The 15,401-nt window shown below is 63.0% G+C and carries 16 protein-coding genes; all 16 read left to right on the forward strand.

All coding sequences use genetic code 11. From position 1 onward, the window contains the following. A partial coding sequence (locus A3AY_RS35410; RefSeq protein ID WP_040668855.1) for an IS66 family transposase occupies positions 1-431 on the forward strand: 431 nt, incomplete at its 5' end. Further along, a complete protein-coding gene (locus A3AY_RS40585) occupies positions 431-736 on the forward strand; it encodes a hypothetical protein (protein WP_018326619.1) in 306 nt (101 codons plus the stop codon). The genes A3AY_RS35410 and A3AY_RS40585, both read left to right, overlap by 1 nt. A 234-nt stretch (positions 737-970) precedes the next feature. Next, positions 971-1,471: an NADH-quinone oxidoreductase subunit J family protein gene (locus tag A3AY_RS0115775; RefSeq protein WP_018326620.1), complete on the forward strand. Its 501-nt coding sequence runs from the start codon at positions 971-973 to the stop codon at positions 1,469-1,471. Continuing rightward, on the forward strand, positions 1,471-1,773 hold the full coding sequence (gene nuoK, locus A3AY_RS0115780; RefSeq protein WP_018326621.1) for an NADH-quinone oxidoreductase subunit NuoK: 303 nt from the start codon (positions 1,471-1,473) through the stop codon (positions 1,771-1,773). Before A3AY_RS0115775 ends, nuoK begins: the two co-directional genes overlap by 1 nt. Before the next feature lie 4 nt (positions 1,774-1,777). Continuing rightward, the gene (locus tag A3AY_RS0115785; protein ID WP_018326622.1) at positions 1,778-3,271 is read left to right on the forward strand and encodes a monovalent cation/H+ antiporter subunit D family protein; all 1,494 of its coding nucleotides are present in this window, start codon (positions 1,778-1,780) and stop codon (positions 3,269-3,271) included. Then, the gene (locus A3AY_RS0115790; protein WP_018326623.1) at positions 3,268-3,522 is read left to right on the forward strand and encodes a hypothetical protein; all 255 of its coding nucleotides are present in this window, start codon (positions 3,268-3,270) and stop codon (positions 3,520-3,522) included. Before A3AY_RS0115785 ends, A3AY_RS0115790 begins: the two co-directional genes overlap by 4 nt. Beyond that, positions 3,515-5,275 carry a Na(+)/H(+) antiporter subunit D gene (locus A3AY_RS0115795; protein ID WP_018326624.1) on the forward strand — a complete coding sequence of 587 codons (1,761 nt, stop codon included), beginning with the start codon at positions 3,515-3,517 and terminating at the stop codon, positions 5,273-5,275. Before A3AY_RS0115790 ends, A3AY_RS0115795 begins: the two co-directional genes overlap by 8 nt. Positions 5,276-5,283: 8 nt before the next feature. After that, positions 5,284-6,759: an NADH-quinone oxidoreductase subunit M gene (locus A3AY_RS0115800; protein WP_018326625.1), complete on the forward strand. Its 1,476-nt coding sequence runs from the start codon at positions 5,284-5,286 to the stop codon at positions 6,757-6,759. Next, positions 6,756-8,195: an NADH-quinone oxidoreductase subunit N gene (locus A3AY_RS0115805; protein ID WP_018326626.1), complete on the forward strand. Its 1,440-nt coding sequence runs from the start codon at positions 6,756-6,758 to the stop codon at positions 8,193-8,195. The genes A3AY_RS0115800 and A3AY_RS0115805 overlap by 4 nt, the downstream gene beginning before the upstream one ends. A 152-nt stretch (positions 8,196-8,347) precedes the next feature. After that, positions 8,348-8,713, forward strand: coding sequence for an NADH-quinone oxidoreductase subunit A (locus A3AY_RS0115810; protein WP_018326627.1), 366 nt, complete (start codon positions 8,348-8,350; stop codon positions 8,711-8,713). Then, on the forward strand, positions 8,701-9,204 hold the full coding sequence (locus tag A3AY_RS0115815; RefSeq protein WP_018326628.1) for a NuoB/complex I 20 kDa subunit family protein: 504 nt from the start codon (positions 8,701-8,703) through the stop codon (positions 9,202-9,204). Before A3AY_RS0115810 ends, A3AY_RS0115815 begins: the two co-directional genes overlap by 13 nt. Continuing rightward, positions 9,201-9,764, forward strand: coding sequence for an NADH-quinone oxidoreductase subunit C (locus A3AY_RS0115820; protein ID WP_018326629.1), 564 nt, complete (start codon positions 9,201-9,203; stop codon positions 9,762-9,764). The genes A3AY_RS0115815 and A3AY_RS0115820 overlap by 4 nt, the downstream gene beginning before the upstream one ends. A 1-nt stretch (position 9,765) precedes the next feature. Next, entirely contained in the window at positions 9,766-10,980 is a 1,215-nt protein-coding gene (gene nuoD, locus A3AY_RS0115825; protein WP_018326630.1) for an NADH dehydrogenase (quinone) subunit D, read from the forward strand. A gap of 16 nt (positions 10,981-10,996) precedes the next feature. Further along, the gene (nuoE, locus tag A3AY_RS0115830) at positions 10,997-11,509 is read left to right on the forward strand and encodes an NADH-quinone oxidoreductase subunit NuoE (protein WP_018326631.1); all 513 of its coding nucleotides are present in this window, start codon (positions 10,997-10,999) and stop codon (positions 11,507-11,509) included. 4 nt (positions 11,510-11,513) lie between these two features. Next, positions 11,514-12,779 (forward strand): NADH-quinone oxidoreductase subunit NuoF, encoded by a 1,266-nt coding sequence (nuoF, locus tag A3AY_RS0115835; protein ID WP_018326632.1) that lies wholly within the window; start codon positions 11,514-11,516, stop codon positions 12,777-12,779. 27 nt (positions 12,780-12,806) lie between these two features. After that, complete coding sequence (gene nuoG, locus A3AY_RS0115840) at positions 12,807-15,383, forward strand: NADH-quinone oxidoreductase subunit NuoG (RefSeq protein ID WP_018326633.1); 2,577 nt, start codon at positions 12,807-12,809, stop codon at positions 15,381-15,383. Positions 15,384-15,401: the final 18 nt, after the last annotated feature.

The following is a 15,401-nucleotide window of genomic DNA, read 5'->3' on the forward strand; positions in this document are numbered from 1 at the left end:
GGCGAACACTCCGCCAGCAACACGCCAGACCCATTCTGGCGGACCTCAAGGCCTGGATTGAAACGACGCTTTCGACGCTGCCGCAGAAACAGAAGCTTGCAGAAGCGATGCGCTACGCTCTCTCGCGATGGGCAGCTTTGAGCGTCTACGTTGACGATGGCCGTGTCGAAATCGATAACAACATNGCTGAGCGCGCTATGAGGCCACTCGGAATTGGAAGAAAAAATTGGCTCTTCGCCGGCTCCGACAAGGGCGGCGAGCGCATCGCCAATATCCTGACCATCATCGAGACAGCTAAACTCCATGGCCACAATCCAGAGACCTATCTGACAGACGTCCTGACCAGGATCCAGAGCCATCCGAAGGATCGACTTGAGGAACTGCTCCCGTGGCAGTGGACTCCGGCAAAAGACCGGTACGAGGCTGCGTGATGGCGCGCTCAAGGATCATCTATACCCTCAAAGAGGTCGCTGAGATGATCGGCGAGAACCTCGAGTTGATCGAAGAGGTGACCGCCAACTCGGATAATATCAGCGAGGGCGAATTGCTTTATGTCCGCGACGGCAGCGAATACGGCACGAAGGGCCTGACCGAGAACGGCGTGGACGAGCTCCAAAATCTCATCGCCGACATAAGGACATGGGATGGTGGAATCCGCCAGTTTCTCGTCGATGAACAATGCGATCCGGATGTGGTCGAACGCGTTATGGCAGACGAGATGAAACGCGGCCTATAATATCGGCCTCTCAACCAAGCGAAAATGCCTTCGCCGGACGCTCACCCTTATGCAGCAGCCCGATTGTTCGAAAATCCTGGTAACCCGGCGCCGGCGTTTTGTTTGGCTGATGACAATAATCTTGTGAAAAATCCGATACTGGGGCACAATTTATAAACGCATCTGAAGTGCGGCGCACTTTCGATTCCGCCCGATCCGCGCCACGTGACAGTTCGCGTTGGAGGGTCGGCGTCGATGGATCAGGGGTTCTTTCTTCTGTTCGCTACGGTGTCTGTGATCACGGCCCTGACCGTGGTCCTGGCTCGAAATCCGGTTCACAGCGCACTGGCGCTGATGGCCTGTTTCCTACACATCTCCGCCATCTTCGTCCTGCTCGAGGCGCCGTTGCTCGCGGTCATCCAGATCTTCGTCTATGTCGGCGCGATCATGGTGCTGTTCCTGTTCGTGATCATGATGATCGACATGCGCGAAGCGGTGGTGCAGCGGTTCCTGCCGGGTGGCAACCTGCCGGCTCTGGCGCTCCTTGCCCTGCTCGGGGTCGAGATGCTCGTGCTGGTGCTCTGGAGCGACCGCTTTTCAGCCACCGAGCCCGTCGCGAGGCGCGGCGGCGACGAAATCAGGCAGCTCAGCACCACGCTTTTCGCCGACTATCTCCTGCCGTTTGAAGTCGCCTCCGTCATCCTGCTGGCAGCCCTGGTCGGCGCCATCGTGCTCGCACGCAAGGAGTGGGAGTGATGGTCCCGCTCTCATGGTCCATCCTGCTCGGCGTGGTCCTCTTCGTGATCGGGGCCGCCGGCGTGCTGCTCAGGCGCAATATTCTGGTCGTGTTGATGTCGCTGGAACTGCTGCTCAACTCGGTAAACATCAATTTCATCGCTTTCGGGCGTTATTACGCCGATTTCCGCGGGCAGATCTTCGCCATCTTCGTCATCGCCATCACCGCGGCGGAGGTTGCCGTCGCCCTTGGCATCCTGGTCGCCCTTGTGAGGAACAAATCCACCCTCAAGGTCGACGACGTGACCATGATGAAAGGATAGTGGCTTGGACCCGGTTCTATCGATCCGGCCGCTTCTTGCCGTCGCCGTCGCTGGCCTGGCGGCCGTCGCAGTTCTTCTCCTGAACAACCGCGAGAAACTTCGCGATATCGTCTCGCCACTGGCCGCGACCGCGATGTTCGTGATCGTCGCCTCCATGGCGCCCACCGTGCTGGCGGGCGGGACGGTCGATCTGCGCCTGTTTGCGATTCTGCCGGGGATCGACTTTGCATTCCGGGTCGATGCGCTCGGCATGGTGTTCGCCACCGTCTCGTCGCTGTTGTGGATCGTCGCGGCGATCTATTCCATCGGCTACATGCGGCACCTGAACGAACACGCGCAGACCCGGTTCTTCGCCTGTTTCGCCACCAGCCTTGCAGCCGCCGTCGGGGGCGCCTTCGCCGCCAATCTGTTCACGCTGGTGATCTTCTACGAGGTGCTGAGCCTCGTGACCTATCCGCTCGTCTACCACCACGAGGACGAGGAAGGATGGGCGGGCAGCCGCAAGTACCTCGTCTATCTGATGGGGGCTTCCAAAAGCGTGCTTCTCGCCGCGCTGGCCCTGACCTACCACATCGCCGGGTCGCTCGACTTCGTCGCCGGTGGCCTGCTGGCGGGGAGCAATGCTTCGGCGCCGCTGCTGACGGTCGTCTATTTCTGCTATCTCTTCGGCTTCGCCAAGGCGGCGGTGATGCCGATGCACGCCTGGCTGCCCGCCGCGATGGTGGCGCCGACACCGGTCAGCGCGCTCCTGCATGCGGTGGCCGTGGTCAAGATGGGCGTGTTCTGTGTGCTGCGGCTGGTGTTCCATGTCTTCGGCACGGGACTGGTGGACGGGCTGGGCCTCGGCATCGCCACGGCCTATCTGGTCTCGTTCACGATCCTGATGGCGTCGGTCTACGCGCTGACGCGGGATGACCTGAAGGCGCGGCTTGCCTATTCGACGGTCAGCCAGCTCTCCTACATCGTGCTGGGCGCGGTTCTCTTGTCTCCTGTCGCGATGGTCGGCGGCATCATCCACATCGCGGCGCATGCCTTCTCCAAGATCACGCTGTTTTTCTGCGCCGGTTCGATCTATTGCGCGTCCGGCAAAAGGAACATCAGCGACATGGCCGGTATCGGCCGCCGGCTGCCCTGGACAATGGGGGCATTCTTCGTCGCGTCGCTCAGCATGATCGGCGTGCCGCCAACCGCAGGCTTCGTCAGCAAATGGTATCTGGCGCTGGGATCGGTGGAGGCGGGGGAGATTGCGTTCCTGGTCGTCCTTTTGGCGAGCTCGATCCTCAATGCCGCCTATTTCCTGCCGGTGAGCTATGTCGCCTTTTTCGGGGCGGAGGTGCCGGAAAGTCCGGCGTCCGAAGGCCCGGTGGCCGGAAGCGCAGCGACCGTCCGCGAAATTCCGATGGTGACGATCCCGCTGGTCGCGACCGCTCTCCTGTCGGTGCTGATGGGCGTCTTCCCGGGCTATTTCCTCACTTTGGCGGAAGGAGTGGTCAAATGATCAGGAGCATCGTCGATTTCTTCGGCAACGAGGCCTATGCGACACGCCGCCGCCGGCTGTTGTATCTGGTGCTCGTGCTGGTCGTCGTCACCGACGTCCTGGTCTTGCGCGAACACGCCGAATATCTGTGGGAGCGCGTGCCGGGCTGGTCGGCCGTCTACGGGTTCTTGTCCTGCGTGCTCTTGATTTTCGTTTCGAAGTTCCTCGGCCACCAGGGCGGGCTGATGCGGCGCGAGGACTATTATGACTGACTTTGTCCATCCCGCCCTCCTGTTCATCCTGGGCGCCGTGCCGATCGCCTTCCTGAACGGATCGATCCGCAAGGCCTATCTCGTGCTGGTCCCGACGCTGGCGATCCTCGCCGTCGTCAGCTTGCAGCCGGGCAGCTACGGCGCGGCGCAGGTCATCGGGCAGGAAATCCTGGTCGCCAAGGTCGACAGGCTGAGCATCGTCTTCGCCACCGTTTTCACCATCATGGCGCTGATCGGTATGATCTATGCACTGCATCTGACGCGCCCCGGCCAGCATGTTGCGGCGTTCGTCTATGTCGGCTCGGCGCTCGGCGTGGTATTTGCCGGCGATTACCTGACGCTCTACCTGTTCTGGGAGGGCATGGCGTTTGCCTCTGCCTATCTGGTCTTCGCCCAGGGAGGCGGGCAGGCGATCCGCGCCGCGTTCCGCTACCTCATGGTCCATATTACCGGCGGCGTCGTCCTGCTCGGCGGCATCATTCTCCACGCGGTCGCCACCGATTCGCTGCTCTTCGGCCCGATCGAGGGGGGGATGGGCGCCGGCGCCTATCTGATCCTTGCCGGGTTCCTGCTCAACGCCGCCGTGCCGCCCCTCAATGCCTGGCTGACCGACGCCTATCCCGAGGCGACGGTCACCGGGGCGGTGTTCATGAGCGCGTTCACCACCAAGACCGCCGTCTATGTGCTGGCACGGGCGTTTCCGGGGACCGAGCTTCTGGTCTGGCTCGGCACCGCGATGGCGCTCTACGGCGTCATCTACGCGGTTCTGGAGAATGATTGCCGGCGGCTGCTCGCCTATCACATCGTCAGCCAGGTGGGTTACATGGTGGCGGGCATCGGCATCGGGACCGAGATGGCGGTGAACGGTGCCACCAGCCATGCCTTCGCGCACATCCTCTACAAGGCACTGCTGTTCATGGGTGCAGGGGCGGTGATCTACGTCACCGGGCGGCGCAAGCTCACCGAGCTTGGCGGTCTCTACAGGACCATGCCGCTGACCGTGGCGCTTTACATGGTCGGCGCCCTGGCGATCTCGGCATTTCCGTTCTTCTCCGGTTTCGTCACCAAGTCGATGGTGGTGGCCGCTGCCGGACAGGATCACCGCGCGCTGGTCGTGCTGGCGCTGACGATGGCGTCGTCGGGGACGTTCCTGCACACCGGGCTCAAGCTGCCGTATTACATGTTCTTCGGGACCGACCGCGGGCTGGCGGGGCGGGAGCCGCCGCGCAACATGCTGGTCGCGATGGGCATGGCGGCGGTGCTCTGCATTGCGATCGGGGTGTTCCCGCAGCAGCTTTATGCGCTTCTTCCCTATCCGGTAAACTTCGAGCCCTATACGGGCGTCCATGTCACCGAGAGTCTCGGCTTGCTGATGTTCACCGCCTTGGGTTTCGTGCTGTTCCTCCGGGCGCTCGACCCGGAGAACACAATCAGCATCGACACCGACTGGTTCTATCGCAAGGGCGCACGATACTTCATGTGGCTCGCCGAAAAACCGTTGGCTCGGTACGAAAAGGCGGTGAGCGACGTGTCCGAGACCGCGGCGCTGCCCCTGCTGCATGGGGCGGCCCGGGCCGGACTGCGGGTCGATCTCAACGGCGTGGATGCGGTGGTGAACGGCGTTGCCCGCTCGATCCTGCGCGGTGGCGGGGCGCTGCGGCGGCTCCAGACCGGCGTCGTGACACACTATGCGTTGGCGATGATCGCCGGTGTGATCGCAGCCACCGCCGTGTTCGCCGTCGTGTGGCAATAGGGGGTGCGATGACGTTCCCGCTGCTCAGCCTCATCGTGTTCCTGCCCGTCGCCGGGGCAGCGGTCCTGGTATTTCTGCGTAATGACGATGCGGTGCGGTGGACGGCGCTCAGTGTCACCGTCCTCGACCTTGTTCTCTGCATCGCCATGCTGGCCGGGTTCGACACCACGACCCACGAAATGCAGTTTACCGAGAGGCGCGCCTGGGTGCCGGCGCTCGGCATCACCTATGCGCTCGGCATTGACGGGATAAGCGCGCTCTTCGTGTTCCTGACCGCGTTGCTGGGCTTGATCTGCGTGCTCGCCTCGTGGGTCGCGATCGACCGAAAGGTGAAGGCGTTCATGGTCAGTCTGCTGGTCATGCAGGCCCTGATGCTCGGGGTGTTCTGTGCGCTCGACCTGTTCTTGTTCTACGTCTTCTGGGAGGCGATGCTGATCCCGATGTATCTGATCATCGGGGTCTGGGGTGGCGACGGCCGGGTCTATGCGGCGTTCAAGTTCTTCCTCTACACGCTGGCGGGCAGCCTCCTGTTCCTGATTGGTGTCATCGTGCTCTATTTCAACGGCGGGGAGACCTTCGATATCCTCGCGCTGACTGCGCAGGATCTGCCGTTCCGGGTACAGTCCTGGCTATTCTTTGCCTTCCTGGTCGCGTTTGCCGTCAAGGTGCCGATGGTCCCGGTCCATACCTGGCTGCCGGATGCTCATGTGCAAGCGCCGACGGCGGGCAGCATCATCCTCGCCGGCGTGCTCCTGAAGATGGGCGCCTACGGATTCCTGCGGTTCTCGCTGCCGATGCTGCCCGAGGCGTCGATGTATTATTCGACACTGATGCTGGCGCTGTCGGCGCTCGCCATCGTCTATGGCGGGTTGCTTGCGCTGGCGCAGGACGATCTGAAGAAGCTGGTAGCCTATTCCAGCATCAGCCACATGGGTTTCGTGACGCTGGGGATTTTTGCGCTCAATCTGCGCGGGCTCGAGGGCGGCATCCTGCAGATGTTCAATCATGGCGTAACGACGGGCGCCCTGTTCCTGTTCGTCGGCCTGATCTACGAGCGGACACATACGCGCAGCATCGCCGACTATGGCGGGTTGATGAAGGCGGCGCCGGTCTACACCGCGTTTCTGGCACTGTTCACCCTCTCGTCGATGGCGCTGCCGGGGACGAATTCGTTCATCGGCGAATTGCTGGTGTTGTCGGGCGGGTTTGCGGCCAGCCTGGCCGCCGGTTCGGCCGCTGTTTTCGGCGCATTGCTGGGCGCGGCCTATCTGCTCGGCATGTATGGAAAGGTCGCGCTCGGTCCGGCCAGCGTCGACGGTCGGTACAAGATACGCGACGTGAACGCCCGCGAGATGGCGGCGATCCTGCCGCTGGCCGTCTTGGTAATTTGGGTCGGCCTCTATCCCAAGCCCTTTCTCAACGTCATCGACGTCTCGGTGAAGCACTTGTTGGCGCATGTGCAAAGCAGGGGGAGCGGCCAATGACTGCCGCTGCGCTTTTCCAGTCGGCTCTTGCAAGCCTTCCCGAGATCGTGGTGATCTCCGGCGCCTGCATCCTTTTGATCCTGGGACAGCTTTTGCGAAAGGGGCAGCAGCATTTCCTTGTCTGGGCTTCTGTCGCGATCGTGCTGATTGCCGCCTTAGCGACACTCATGCTGGCGGGCGAGGTGCGGCCGGCCTATACGGGCATGTTCGTCGCCGACCGCTTCGCGGTCTTCTTCAAGTTCGTGTTCTACCTCGCCACCATTCTGACGTTCCTGCTTTCGCGGAAATATGCCGAGATCGAGGGGATCGGCAGCAGCGAATACTATGTCCTGCTGCTCTTTGCGCTGTCGGGAATGATGATCATGGCCTCGGCGACCGATCTCTTGTCGATCTATGTGGGGCTCGAGCTGATGGTGCTGTGCACATACGTCCTGACCGGCTTCCTGCGGCAGGAACGGCGGTCGAACGAAGCGGCGCTGAAATACGTGATCCTCGGCGCGGTATCGACCGGGATTTTCCTCTACGGCGTTTCGCTGGTCTACGGGCTCACCGGCACGACGCAACTGGACGCGATGGCCGCTGCAGTGACCGGCGATCCGCTCGATCCCGGATTGCTGCTGGCGGTGGTCTTCATCGTCGCGGGGCTGGTCTTCAAGGTCGGCGCGGTTCCGTTCCATATGTGGTTGCCGGACGTCTATGAAGGCGCGCCGACGACGATCACCGCGTTCATGTCGGTCGGCCCCAAGGCGGCGGGTTTCGCGGTCATCCTGCGCGTCTTCCTCAACCCTCTGGTCGCAGCCTCGGACGTCTGGATCATCGTCGCGGTCATCGCGGTGGTGACGATGGCGCTCGGCAGTTTCGTGGCGCTGGTGCAGGATAATTTCAAGCGCCTCCTGGCCTATTCCAGCATCGCCCATGCCGGCTTTGCGATTTTCGGCGTGGTGGCGGGTGGTGCAGACGGGATCGCCAGCGTCATGCTCTACCTGCTGATCTACTCTTTGATGACCCTCGGCATTTTCGGCATCGTCATCATGATGCGCAACGGCGATTTCTCGGGCGAGGTGATCGAAGACTACGCGGGCCTTTCCAAATCGCATCCCGGGCTCGCGCTTCTGATGCTGCTCTATCTGTTCTCGCTGGCCGGCATTCCGCCGACGGCCGGTTTCTTCGCCAAGTTCTACGTTCTCGTTGCGCTGGTCGAACGGGGTTTCGTCATGCTGGCGGTGATCGCCGTACTGCTGAGTGCCGTTGCCGCCTACTTTTACATCCGCATCGTCATGGTCATCTACATGCGCGAGCCGGAGAGGGTGTTCGATCCGGCGTTGACGCCGTCGGTCCGCGCCACGCTCGCCTTCACGGCGGTCGGTACCCTTGGCATCGGCCTGTTTCCGGCATGGTTTCTGAGGCTTGCCCAAAGTTCTGTGTTTGGCGGCTGACCGATTGAATTTGCAATGATCCGCCCGACGGAATAGACTGGCAGTTCAAGAAAGGATTGCCCACTTCGTTTCCTGGGGCGACCGCGTTGCTGGTCCCGAAAGGTGTCGGTCGCAGCCTGAGGAGCCCTCGGTGGGTGGCCGGTGCACGCGATATGGCTGCGATGGAATTCCTGCCGGTTCTTGTCATGGTTGCCGGAATTGTTCTGGTGACGGGGGCGACGCTTTTTGTCTCCTCGCTCCTGCGCCCGTCCAATCCCTATCCCGAAAAGAACATGCCTTATGAATGCGGTGTGGACCCGGCTGGCGAGGCCGCTGGCGGCCGCTTGAGGGTGCAGTTCTTTGTCCTTGCGATCCTGCTGGTCGTCTTCGATGTCGAGACGATGTTCCTCTTTCCCTGGGCCGTCGTGCTGAAAGAGATCGGGCTGGTCGGCTATATCGAGATGTTCGTCTTCATATTGCTGCTTCTCGTGGGTTTCGCCTACGCCTGGCTGAAGGGGGCGCTGGAATGGGAGGCGTAAACAACGCGATCCGCGACAGCGTGTTGTTCACGACGGCCGACAGCGTCATCAGCTGGAGCCGAAGATCGGCGTTGTGGCCAGAGACCTTCGGAATCGCCTGCTGCGCCATCGAGATGATTGCCGCGGGTTGTGCGCGATACGATCTCGACCGGTTCGGCGTGGTGTTCCGGCCATCGCCCCGCCAGTCCGACGTGATGATCATCGCCGGCACCATCACGCGGAAGTTCGCGCCGGTGGTGCGCCGGCTCTATGACCAGATGCCGGAGCCCCGCTGGGTCATCGCCATGGGCACCTGCGCCATCTCGGGCGGGGTCTACAACACCTATGCCGTGGTGCAGGGCGCGGAAACCTTCGTGCCGGTAGACGTGCATGTGCCCGGCTGCCCGCCGCGGCCCGAGGCGCTGATGCACGGCTTCCTTCTGCTTCAGGAGAAGATAAAAAACTCCCGGGCGCTGGCCGGGACTCCGCTCGACCGGATCGCGTTGCCATGAGCGCTGAGACGCCCCTCAACCGTGCCCCGATCATGGAGCGTTTCGGCGAGGCAATCGAGGATATCGGCTTCACCCATGGTGTTCATGCCTTTGTCGCTCCGCCAGACATCATCGTCGAGCTTTGTCGGTTCCTGAAGGAGCACCCGGCGCTGCAATTCAATTTCCTCTCCGACATTTGCGGGGTCGATCATTACCCTGAGGCGCCACGCTACGAGGTCGTTTACCACCTCTATTCGCTGCCGAACAAATGGCGCATTCGGATCAAGTGCCGCCTCGGCGATCCGCCGCGGGTCCCCTCGGTGACGGAGGTCTGGCGCACCGCCAACTGGCATGAGCGCGAGGCCTGGGACATGTACGGGATCAGGTTCGAGGGTCACCCGGACTTGCGCCGGATCTACATGTGGGAAGGGTTCGAGGGGTTTCCGCAGCGCAAGGACTTTCCGCTCCGGGGCTACCGGGACGAGTTGAACCCGTTTGGTGCGGAAGGCCCGCGGCCGACGCAGCCGGACCTAGCCACCAGGGACATTCCAACGGGAGGCCGTGTCACGCCGGAGACTTGAGATGACCGAAGTCACGGAACTGAGCAGGCCGGAAGGCGAAGCGCCCGGCACCAAGGAGGTGCTCCTCAACCTCGGCCCCCAGCATCCCAGTACACATGGGGTGTTGCGGCTCGTCCTCGAGCTGGACGGCGAATATGTCACGCGGGTCGACCCGCATATCGGCTACCTCCACCGCGGCACGGAAAAACTGGCCGAGAGCTTCACCTATACCCAGATCTTCCCGCTGACCGACCGGCTCGACTATGTCTGTCCGCCGTCGAACAACCTGGCTTTCGCGCTGGCGGTGGAGAAGCTTCTCGGCATCGAGGCGCCGATCCGCGCGCAATATATCCGCGTGCTGATGGCCGAACTGGCGCGGATCTCCGGCCATCTCCTGATCACCGGCGCGCTGCCGATGGATCTCGGCGCCATGACCGCGCTGCTCTACGCCATGCGCGAGCGCGAAATGATCATGGACCTGTTGGAGATGGTCACCGGAGCGCGGATGCATACCTCGTTCTGCCGGGTCGGCGGGGTGCGCGAGGACCTGCCCGAGGGGTTTCTCCCCAAGATCCGGGAGTTCTGCGACATCTTTCCCAACCGCATCCGCGACTATGAGCGGCTGCTCGAGGACAACCGGGTGTTCCTGAAGCGCACGCGGGGTGTCGGCGTGATCGCCCCCGAGGACGCCATCGATCTGGGCCTGAGCGGTCCGAACCTGCGCGCCTCGGGCGTCGATTGGGACATCCGCCGCGACGAGCCCTACGAGATTTACGATCGGCTCGACTTCAACGTCATCACCCGCAAGGAGGGCGACTGCTACGCGCGTTGGCGGTGCCGGGTCGAGGAAATGCGCGAGAGCCTCCGGATCATCGAGCAATGTCTCGACCAGATGCCCGAGGGGCCGTTCCAGATCGATATGCCGACGATCGCCTTCCCGGTGGACAAGGATCGGGTGCACTGCTCGATGGAGGCGCTGATCCAGCATTTCGATCTGTCGGCCTATGGTTTCAAGGTACCGAAGGGCGAGGTCTATTCGGCGATCGAAGCGCCAAAGGGAGAGCTCGGCTTCTACATCATCAGCGACGGGTCGCCAAAACCGTTCCGCATGAAGGTGCGGGCACCCTCGTTCGTCAACCTTCAGGCACTCTTCGGGGTCACCAACGCCCGCTATCTGGCGGATATGATCGCCGTGCTCGGCAGCCTCGATCCGGTGATGGCGGAGGTGGACAAGTAGCAGGGATTTGGACGCAATGACCATGCGCGAAAAGATCAAAGAGGCAGCGGCGCGGTACCCAGACCAGCGCTCGGCGATCATGCCGGCGCTGCTGATCGCGCAGAGGCAACATGGCTATCTGCCCGGCCCCGTGCTGGAGGAGGTTGCCGACATCCTCGGCGTCGAGCGGATCTGGGTCTATGAACTGGCGACCTTCTACACCCTCTTCCATACCGAGCCGGTGGGGATGTTCCACCTGCAGCTTTGCGACAACGTGTCCTGCATGCTGCGCCGATCGGAAGACCTGCTAAGGCATCTGGAGGAGGTCCTCGGGATCAGGAAGGGCGAAACCACCCCGGACCGGCTGTTCACGCTTTCGACCGTCGAATGCCTCGGCGCCTGCGAGATGGCTCCCGTGATGCAGGTCGGCGATGCCTATCACGGCGACCTCGACATCGCGCGGATCGACGCGCTTCTGGACAGGTTGCGGGCGGAGAAGGGGCACCCGGCGGGTGCCGGTCACGCCGCCGCGGCATCGCCGGGAGAATAGCGTCATGTTCGAACCGGTTCTCCTCAAGAATGTCGATGTTCGCGATGGCCATCTGCTCCCCACCTACGAGGCCGGCGGAGGCTACCAGGCTCTGGCAAAAGTGCTGCGCCAGGACACACCTGATGAGGTCATTGACCTCGTCAAGCAATCGAACCTGCGCGGTCGCGGCGGTGCCGGATTCCCGACGGGCATGAAATGGAGTTTCGTGCCGAAGCGGGTCGACAAGCCGAAATATCTCTGCTGCAACGCCGATGAGGGCGAGCCGGGCACCTTCAAGGACCGGATCATCATGGAGCGCGACCCGCATCAGCTGATCGAGGGACTGGCGGTAAGCGCCTACGCGATCGGAGCCGAAATCGCCTATGTCTATATCCGCGGAGAATATGTGACGGCCATTCGTCGCCTGGAGCAGGCGATCGCCGAGGCCAGCTCAAAAGGCTATCTGGGAACGCGGATCCTGGGCTCGGATTTCAATTTTACCGTTCACATCCACCGCGGCGCCGGCGCCTATATCTGCGGCGAGGAAACCGCAATGCTCGAATCTCTCGAGGGCAAGCGGGCGCAGCCGCGATTGAAACCGCCGTTTCCGGCCGTGGCCGGACTCTACGCCAGCCCGACCGTGATCAACAATGTCGAGACACTGGTCTGCGTGCCGCATATCGTGGTGCGGGGGGCGGACTGGTTCCGCGGCATCGGCCCGGACAGGAGCCCCGGCCCGAAGCTTTACTGCCTGAGCGGGCAGGTGCGCAAACCCGGCCTATACGAGTTGCCGATGGGCATATCGTTGCGCGAACTGGTCGAAGAGCATGCCGGCGGGCCGCTACCCGGGCACAAGATCAAGGCCGTGATCCCCGGCGGCGTCTCGGCGCCGGTCATTCCGGAGCGCGGAATGGACGTCGGGATGGACTTCGACTCGCTGGCGGCCGCCGGCTCGATGCTCGGCTCGGCCGGGGTGATCGTGATCGACGACGCGACCTGCATGGTCAAGGTGGCCACCCGGATCATCGAGTTTTTCCACCATGAGTCCTGCGGCAAGTGCACGCCATGCCGGGAAGGATTGAACTGGGTCGTGAAGGTCCTGCGCCGGATCGAGGCCGGGGAGGGTGCGCCCGGCGACCTGGAGCAGCTGGAGAAGCTCTGCAAGGGCATCTTCGGCAACACGTTTTGTGCGTTGGGCGACGGGGCGGCAATGGGGTTGCGGGCGGCACTCGTGCATTTCCGCGACGAGTTTTCGGCCCATATCGAGGAGCGGAGGTGCCCGTTTCACTGAAGGCTGGATCGGGGCAGTGAGGAAACCATGCTTAAAGTCACGATCGACGAGCAAATGCTGGAAGTCGAGCCAGGCTCGACAGTGCTGCAGGCCGCCCGGCGCTTGGGCATCGACATCCCGACCTTCTGCTATCTGAAGCGGCTGCCGCCGCTGGCTTCGTGCCGCATGTGCCTGGTGGAGGTCGAGGGCCTGCGGCGGCTGCAGCCGTCCTGTGCGACCGCGGTCACCGATAGCATGGTCGTGCGGACGAACACGACCCTGATCGACGAAACGCGCTCTTCCATGCTCGACATGCTGCTTGCCAATCATCCCCTCGACTGTCCGATCTGTGACAAGGGTGGCGAGTGCGAGCTTCAAGACATGGTCATGGCCTACGGCCCCCGCCGAAGCGAGTTCCGCGATCCCAAACGCGTGTTCCACTCCCGGGACATACGCCTCAGCCCGGTCATCATCATGAACGTCAACCGCTGCATCCAGTGCCAGCGCTGCGTGCGGATGTGCGAGGAGGTGGTTGGAGCCGTCGCCCTGGGCACCGTCGAAAAAGGCATGGATACGGCCGTCACCGGCTTCGAGGGCAGCCTCGCCAGTTGCGACCAGTGCGGCAACTGCATCGAAGTCTGCCCGGTCGGGGCGCTGATGAGCTTTCCCTATCGCTACAAGGCGCGTCCCTGGGATCTGGCCGAGACGGATACGGTATGCCCGCATTGCGGCACCGGCTGCCAGCTCACGGTTGGCGCGCGCAAGGGTGAGTTCATGCGGGTCCGCTCCAAGCAGGAACACGGGGTCAACCGCGAAACGCTTTGCGTGCGCGGACGCTTCGGCCTTGATTTTATCGAGAGCCGAGATCGGATCAAACGGCCGATGATCCGTCGCGACGGCGCCCTGGTTCCGGTGTCCTGGGATGAGGCGGGGGACTACCTGCGCCGGCGCCTGTCGGCCGTCGAGAACAAGGCCGCGGGCGGGCTTGCCTCCGCGCGGTTGCCGAACGAGGTGCTCTATCAATTCCAGAAGCTGATGCGGACGGTATTCCGGACCAACAACATCGATTGCTCGTCACGCTGGTCCGCGCCCTTCGATACGCTCGGCCCGCTCCTGGCAGCCTTCCACAGCCGCGCACCGCTGGACGACGTCATCGGCAACGACTGCGTACTCGTCGTCGGCGGCAACGTGACCGAAGAGAACCCGGTCACCGAATACCTGCTGCGGGACGCCGCGCGGCGGCGGCAGACCGGATTGCTGATGCTTTCGGCGCGGCCATCCCGCCTGGACGCCGATGCGCAGGTGGTGGTTCGCGTGCCGCCGGGTGGAGAAGCGGCGAGTATTGCTTCGATGGTAGCCGGACTTGCAGCGGCCGCCGGCCAGGCGTTGCCGGGCGATGTCCTTGCGACCATCGAAGCGACCATCGGCCGGCCGATGGCGGAAACCGGCGACGGGCCGGCTCGCCTGGCCACAGCGCTCAGGGAGGGCCGAAGCGTCACCGTGCTTGTCAGCGTCGACCTCCTGAGAGCGCCCGGAGCGCGCGCGACGCTGCAGCAGCTCAACAACCTGCTGCAGGTTCTGCGCCTGCTCGGCAAGGGTCTGGCGATGCAGTTCCTCTTTGACCGCGCCAACCAGATGGGCGCGTGGGACATGGGGGTACTGCCGGGGGCTCTGCCGGGGCTGCAGGCGGTTACCGACGAGGTGGCGCGCGCGACACTTGCAGCGGCCTGGGGCACCGAAATTCCGTCTGAGCCCGGCGCGGGTCTCGACGCCATGCTGGATCTCTGCGTTGGTGGACGTATGGGAGCGCTCTACATCGCCGGAACCGACCCCCTGATTGCCTATCCCGACCGGGATTTCGTGACGCGGGCGCTTGGTGCGACCGATCTGCTGATCGTACAGGACACCTTCCTTACCGATACGGCGGGCCTAGCCGACGTCGTCCTGCCCGCGGCGGGTTATGGCGAGGAGTCCGGCACGTTCACCAACAATGAGGGCCGCACGCAAAAGGTCCGCAAATTCCGCGAACCCGCCTTCGAGGCGCGCGGCAACCTTTCGATCTTCGATTTCGTTGCAGCGCTCCGCAGCCGGGCGCTGCAGCCATCGACGCAAGATGAAATTTTCGACGAGATTGCCCGGCTGGTGCCGGCCTATCGAGGGTTGACGCAGGACGGGCTTGGTGCCGACGGCACATTCACCACGGCGGTGCCGACGCCACCGACCGGAGAGTTCGTCGCGCCGTCGCCTGCCCCGACAGCAACGGACGCGCTCATGCTGATCACCGGCAACGGCCTGTTCCACAACGGCTATCTCACCGAACGCTCGGACATCCTGAACACGGTCGCCAATGACCCCTATGTCGCAATGAGCGCGCCGGATGCCGCACGGCTCGGCCTTTCGGACGGCGATCAGGTGGTCGTGCGTTCGGCCGGGGGTGAACTGACGGCGCAGCTCAAGGTAGACAGGCAGTTTCCCAGGGGCCTGGTGTTTGTTCCTGAAAACTACAGAGCCTTGCGTCTCAACAGCCTGATGCGACGGGGAGAATACCCGTGCCCGGTGGAGGTCCAGGGGGTGCATCGCACTCTCGAGGTCGACCGCACGAGCCGGATCTGGCGTGGGGTCTGAAGATTTTTTGGGGGCGAG

It is taken from the genome of Rhizobium giardinii bv. giardinii H152 (genome assembly GCF_000379605.1).
Lineage (GTDB): Bacteria > Pseudomonadota > Alphaproteobacteria > Rhizobiales > Rhizobiaceae > Pararhizobium > Pararhizobium giardinii.

Coding starts and splice junctions, on each gene's coding strand:
- A3AY_RS40585 (WP_018326619.1), top strand. CDS start 431: ATGGCGCGCTCAAGGATCATCTATACCCTCAAAGAGGTCGCTGAGATG.
- A3AY_RS0115775 (WP_018326620.1), top strand. CDS start 971: ATGGATCAGGGGTTCTTTCTTCTGTTCGCTACGGTGTCTGTGATCACG.
- nuoK (WP_018326621.1), top strand. CDS start 1,471: ATGGTCCCGCTCTCATGGTCCATCCTGCTCGGCGTGGTCCTCTTCGTG.
- A3AY_RS0115790 (WP_018326623.1), top strand. CDS start 3,268: ATGATCAGGAGCATCGTCGATTTCTTCGGCAACGAGGCCTATGCGACA.
- A3AY_RS0115795 (WP_018326624.1), top strand. CDS start 3,515: ATGACTGACTTTGTCCATCCCGCCCTCCTGTTCATCCTGGGCGCCGTG.
- A3AY_RS0115800 (WP_018326625.1), top strand. CDS start 5,284: ATGACGTTCCCGCTGCTCAGCCTCATCGTGTTCCTGCCCGTCGCCGGG.
- A3AY_RS0115805 (WP_018326626.1), top strand. CDS start 6,756: ATGACTGCCGCTGCGCTTTTCCAGTCGGCTCTTGCAAGCCTTCCCGAG.
- A3AY_RS0115810 (WP_018326627.1), top strand. CDS start 8,348: ATGGCTGCGATGGAATTCCTGCCGGTTCTTGTCATGGTTGCCGGAATT.
- A3AY_RS0115815 (WP_018326628.1), top strand. CDS start 8,701: ATGGGAGGCGTAAACAACGCGATCCGCGACAGCGTGTTGTTCACGACG.
- A3AY_RS0115820 (WP_018326629.1), top strand. CDS start 9,201: ATGAGCGCTGAGACGCCCCTCAACCGTGCCCCGATCATGGAGCGTTTC.
- nuoD (WP_018326630.1), top strand. CDS start 9,766: ATGACCGAAGTCACGGAACTGAGCAGGCCGGAAGGCGAAGCGCCCGGC.
- nuoE (WP_018326631.1), top strand. CDS start 10,997: ATGACCATGCGCGAAAAGATCAAAGAGGCAGCGGCGCGGTACCCAGAC.
- nuoF (WP_018326632.1), top strand. CDS start 11,514: ATGTTCGAACCGGTTCTCCTCAAGAATGTCGATGTTCGCGATGGCCAT.
- nuoG (WP_018326633.1), top strand. CDS start 12,807: ATGCTTAAAGTCACGATCGACGAGCAAATGCTGGAAGTCGAGCCAGGC.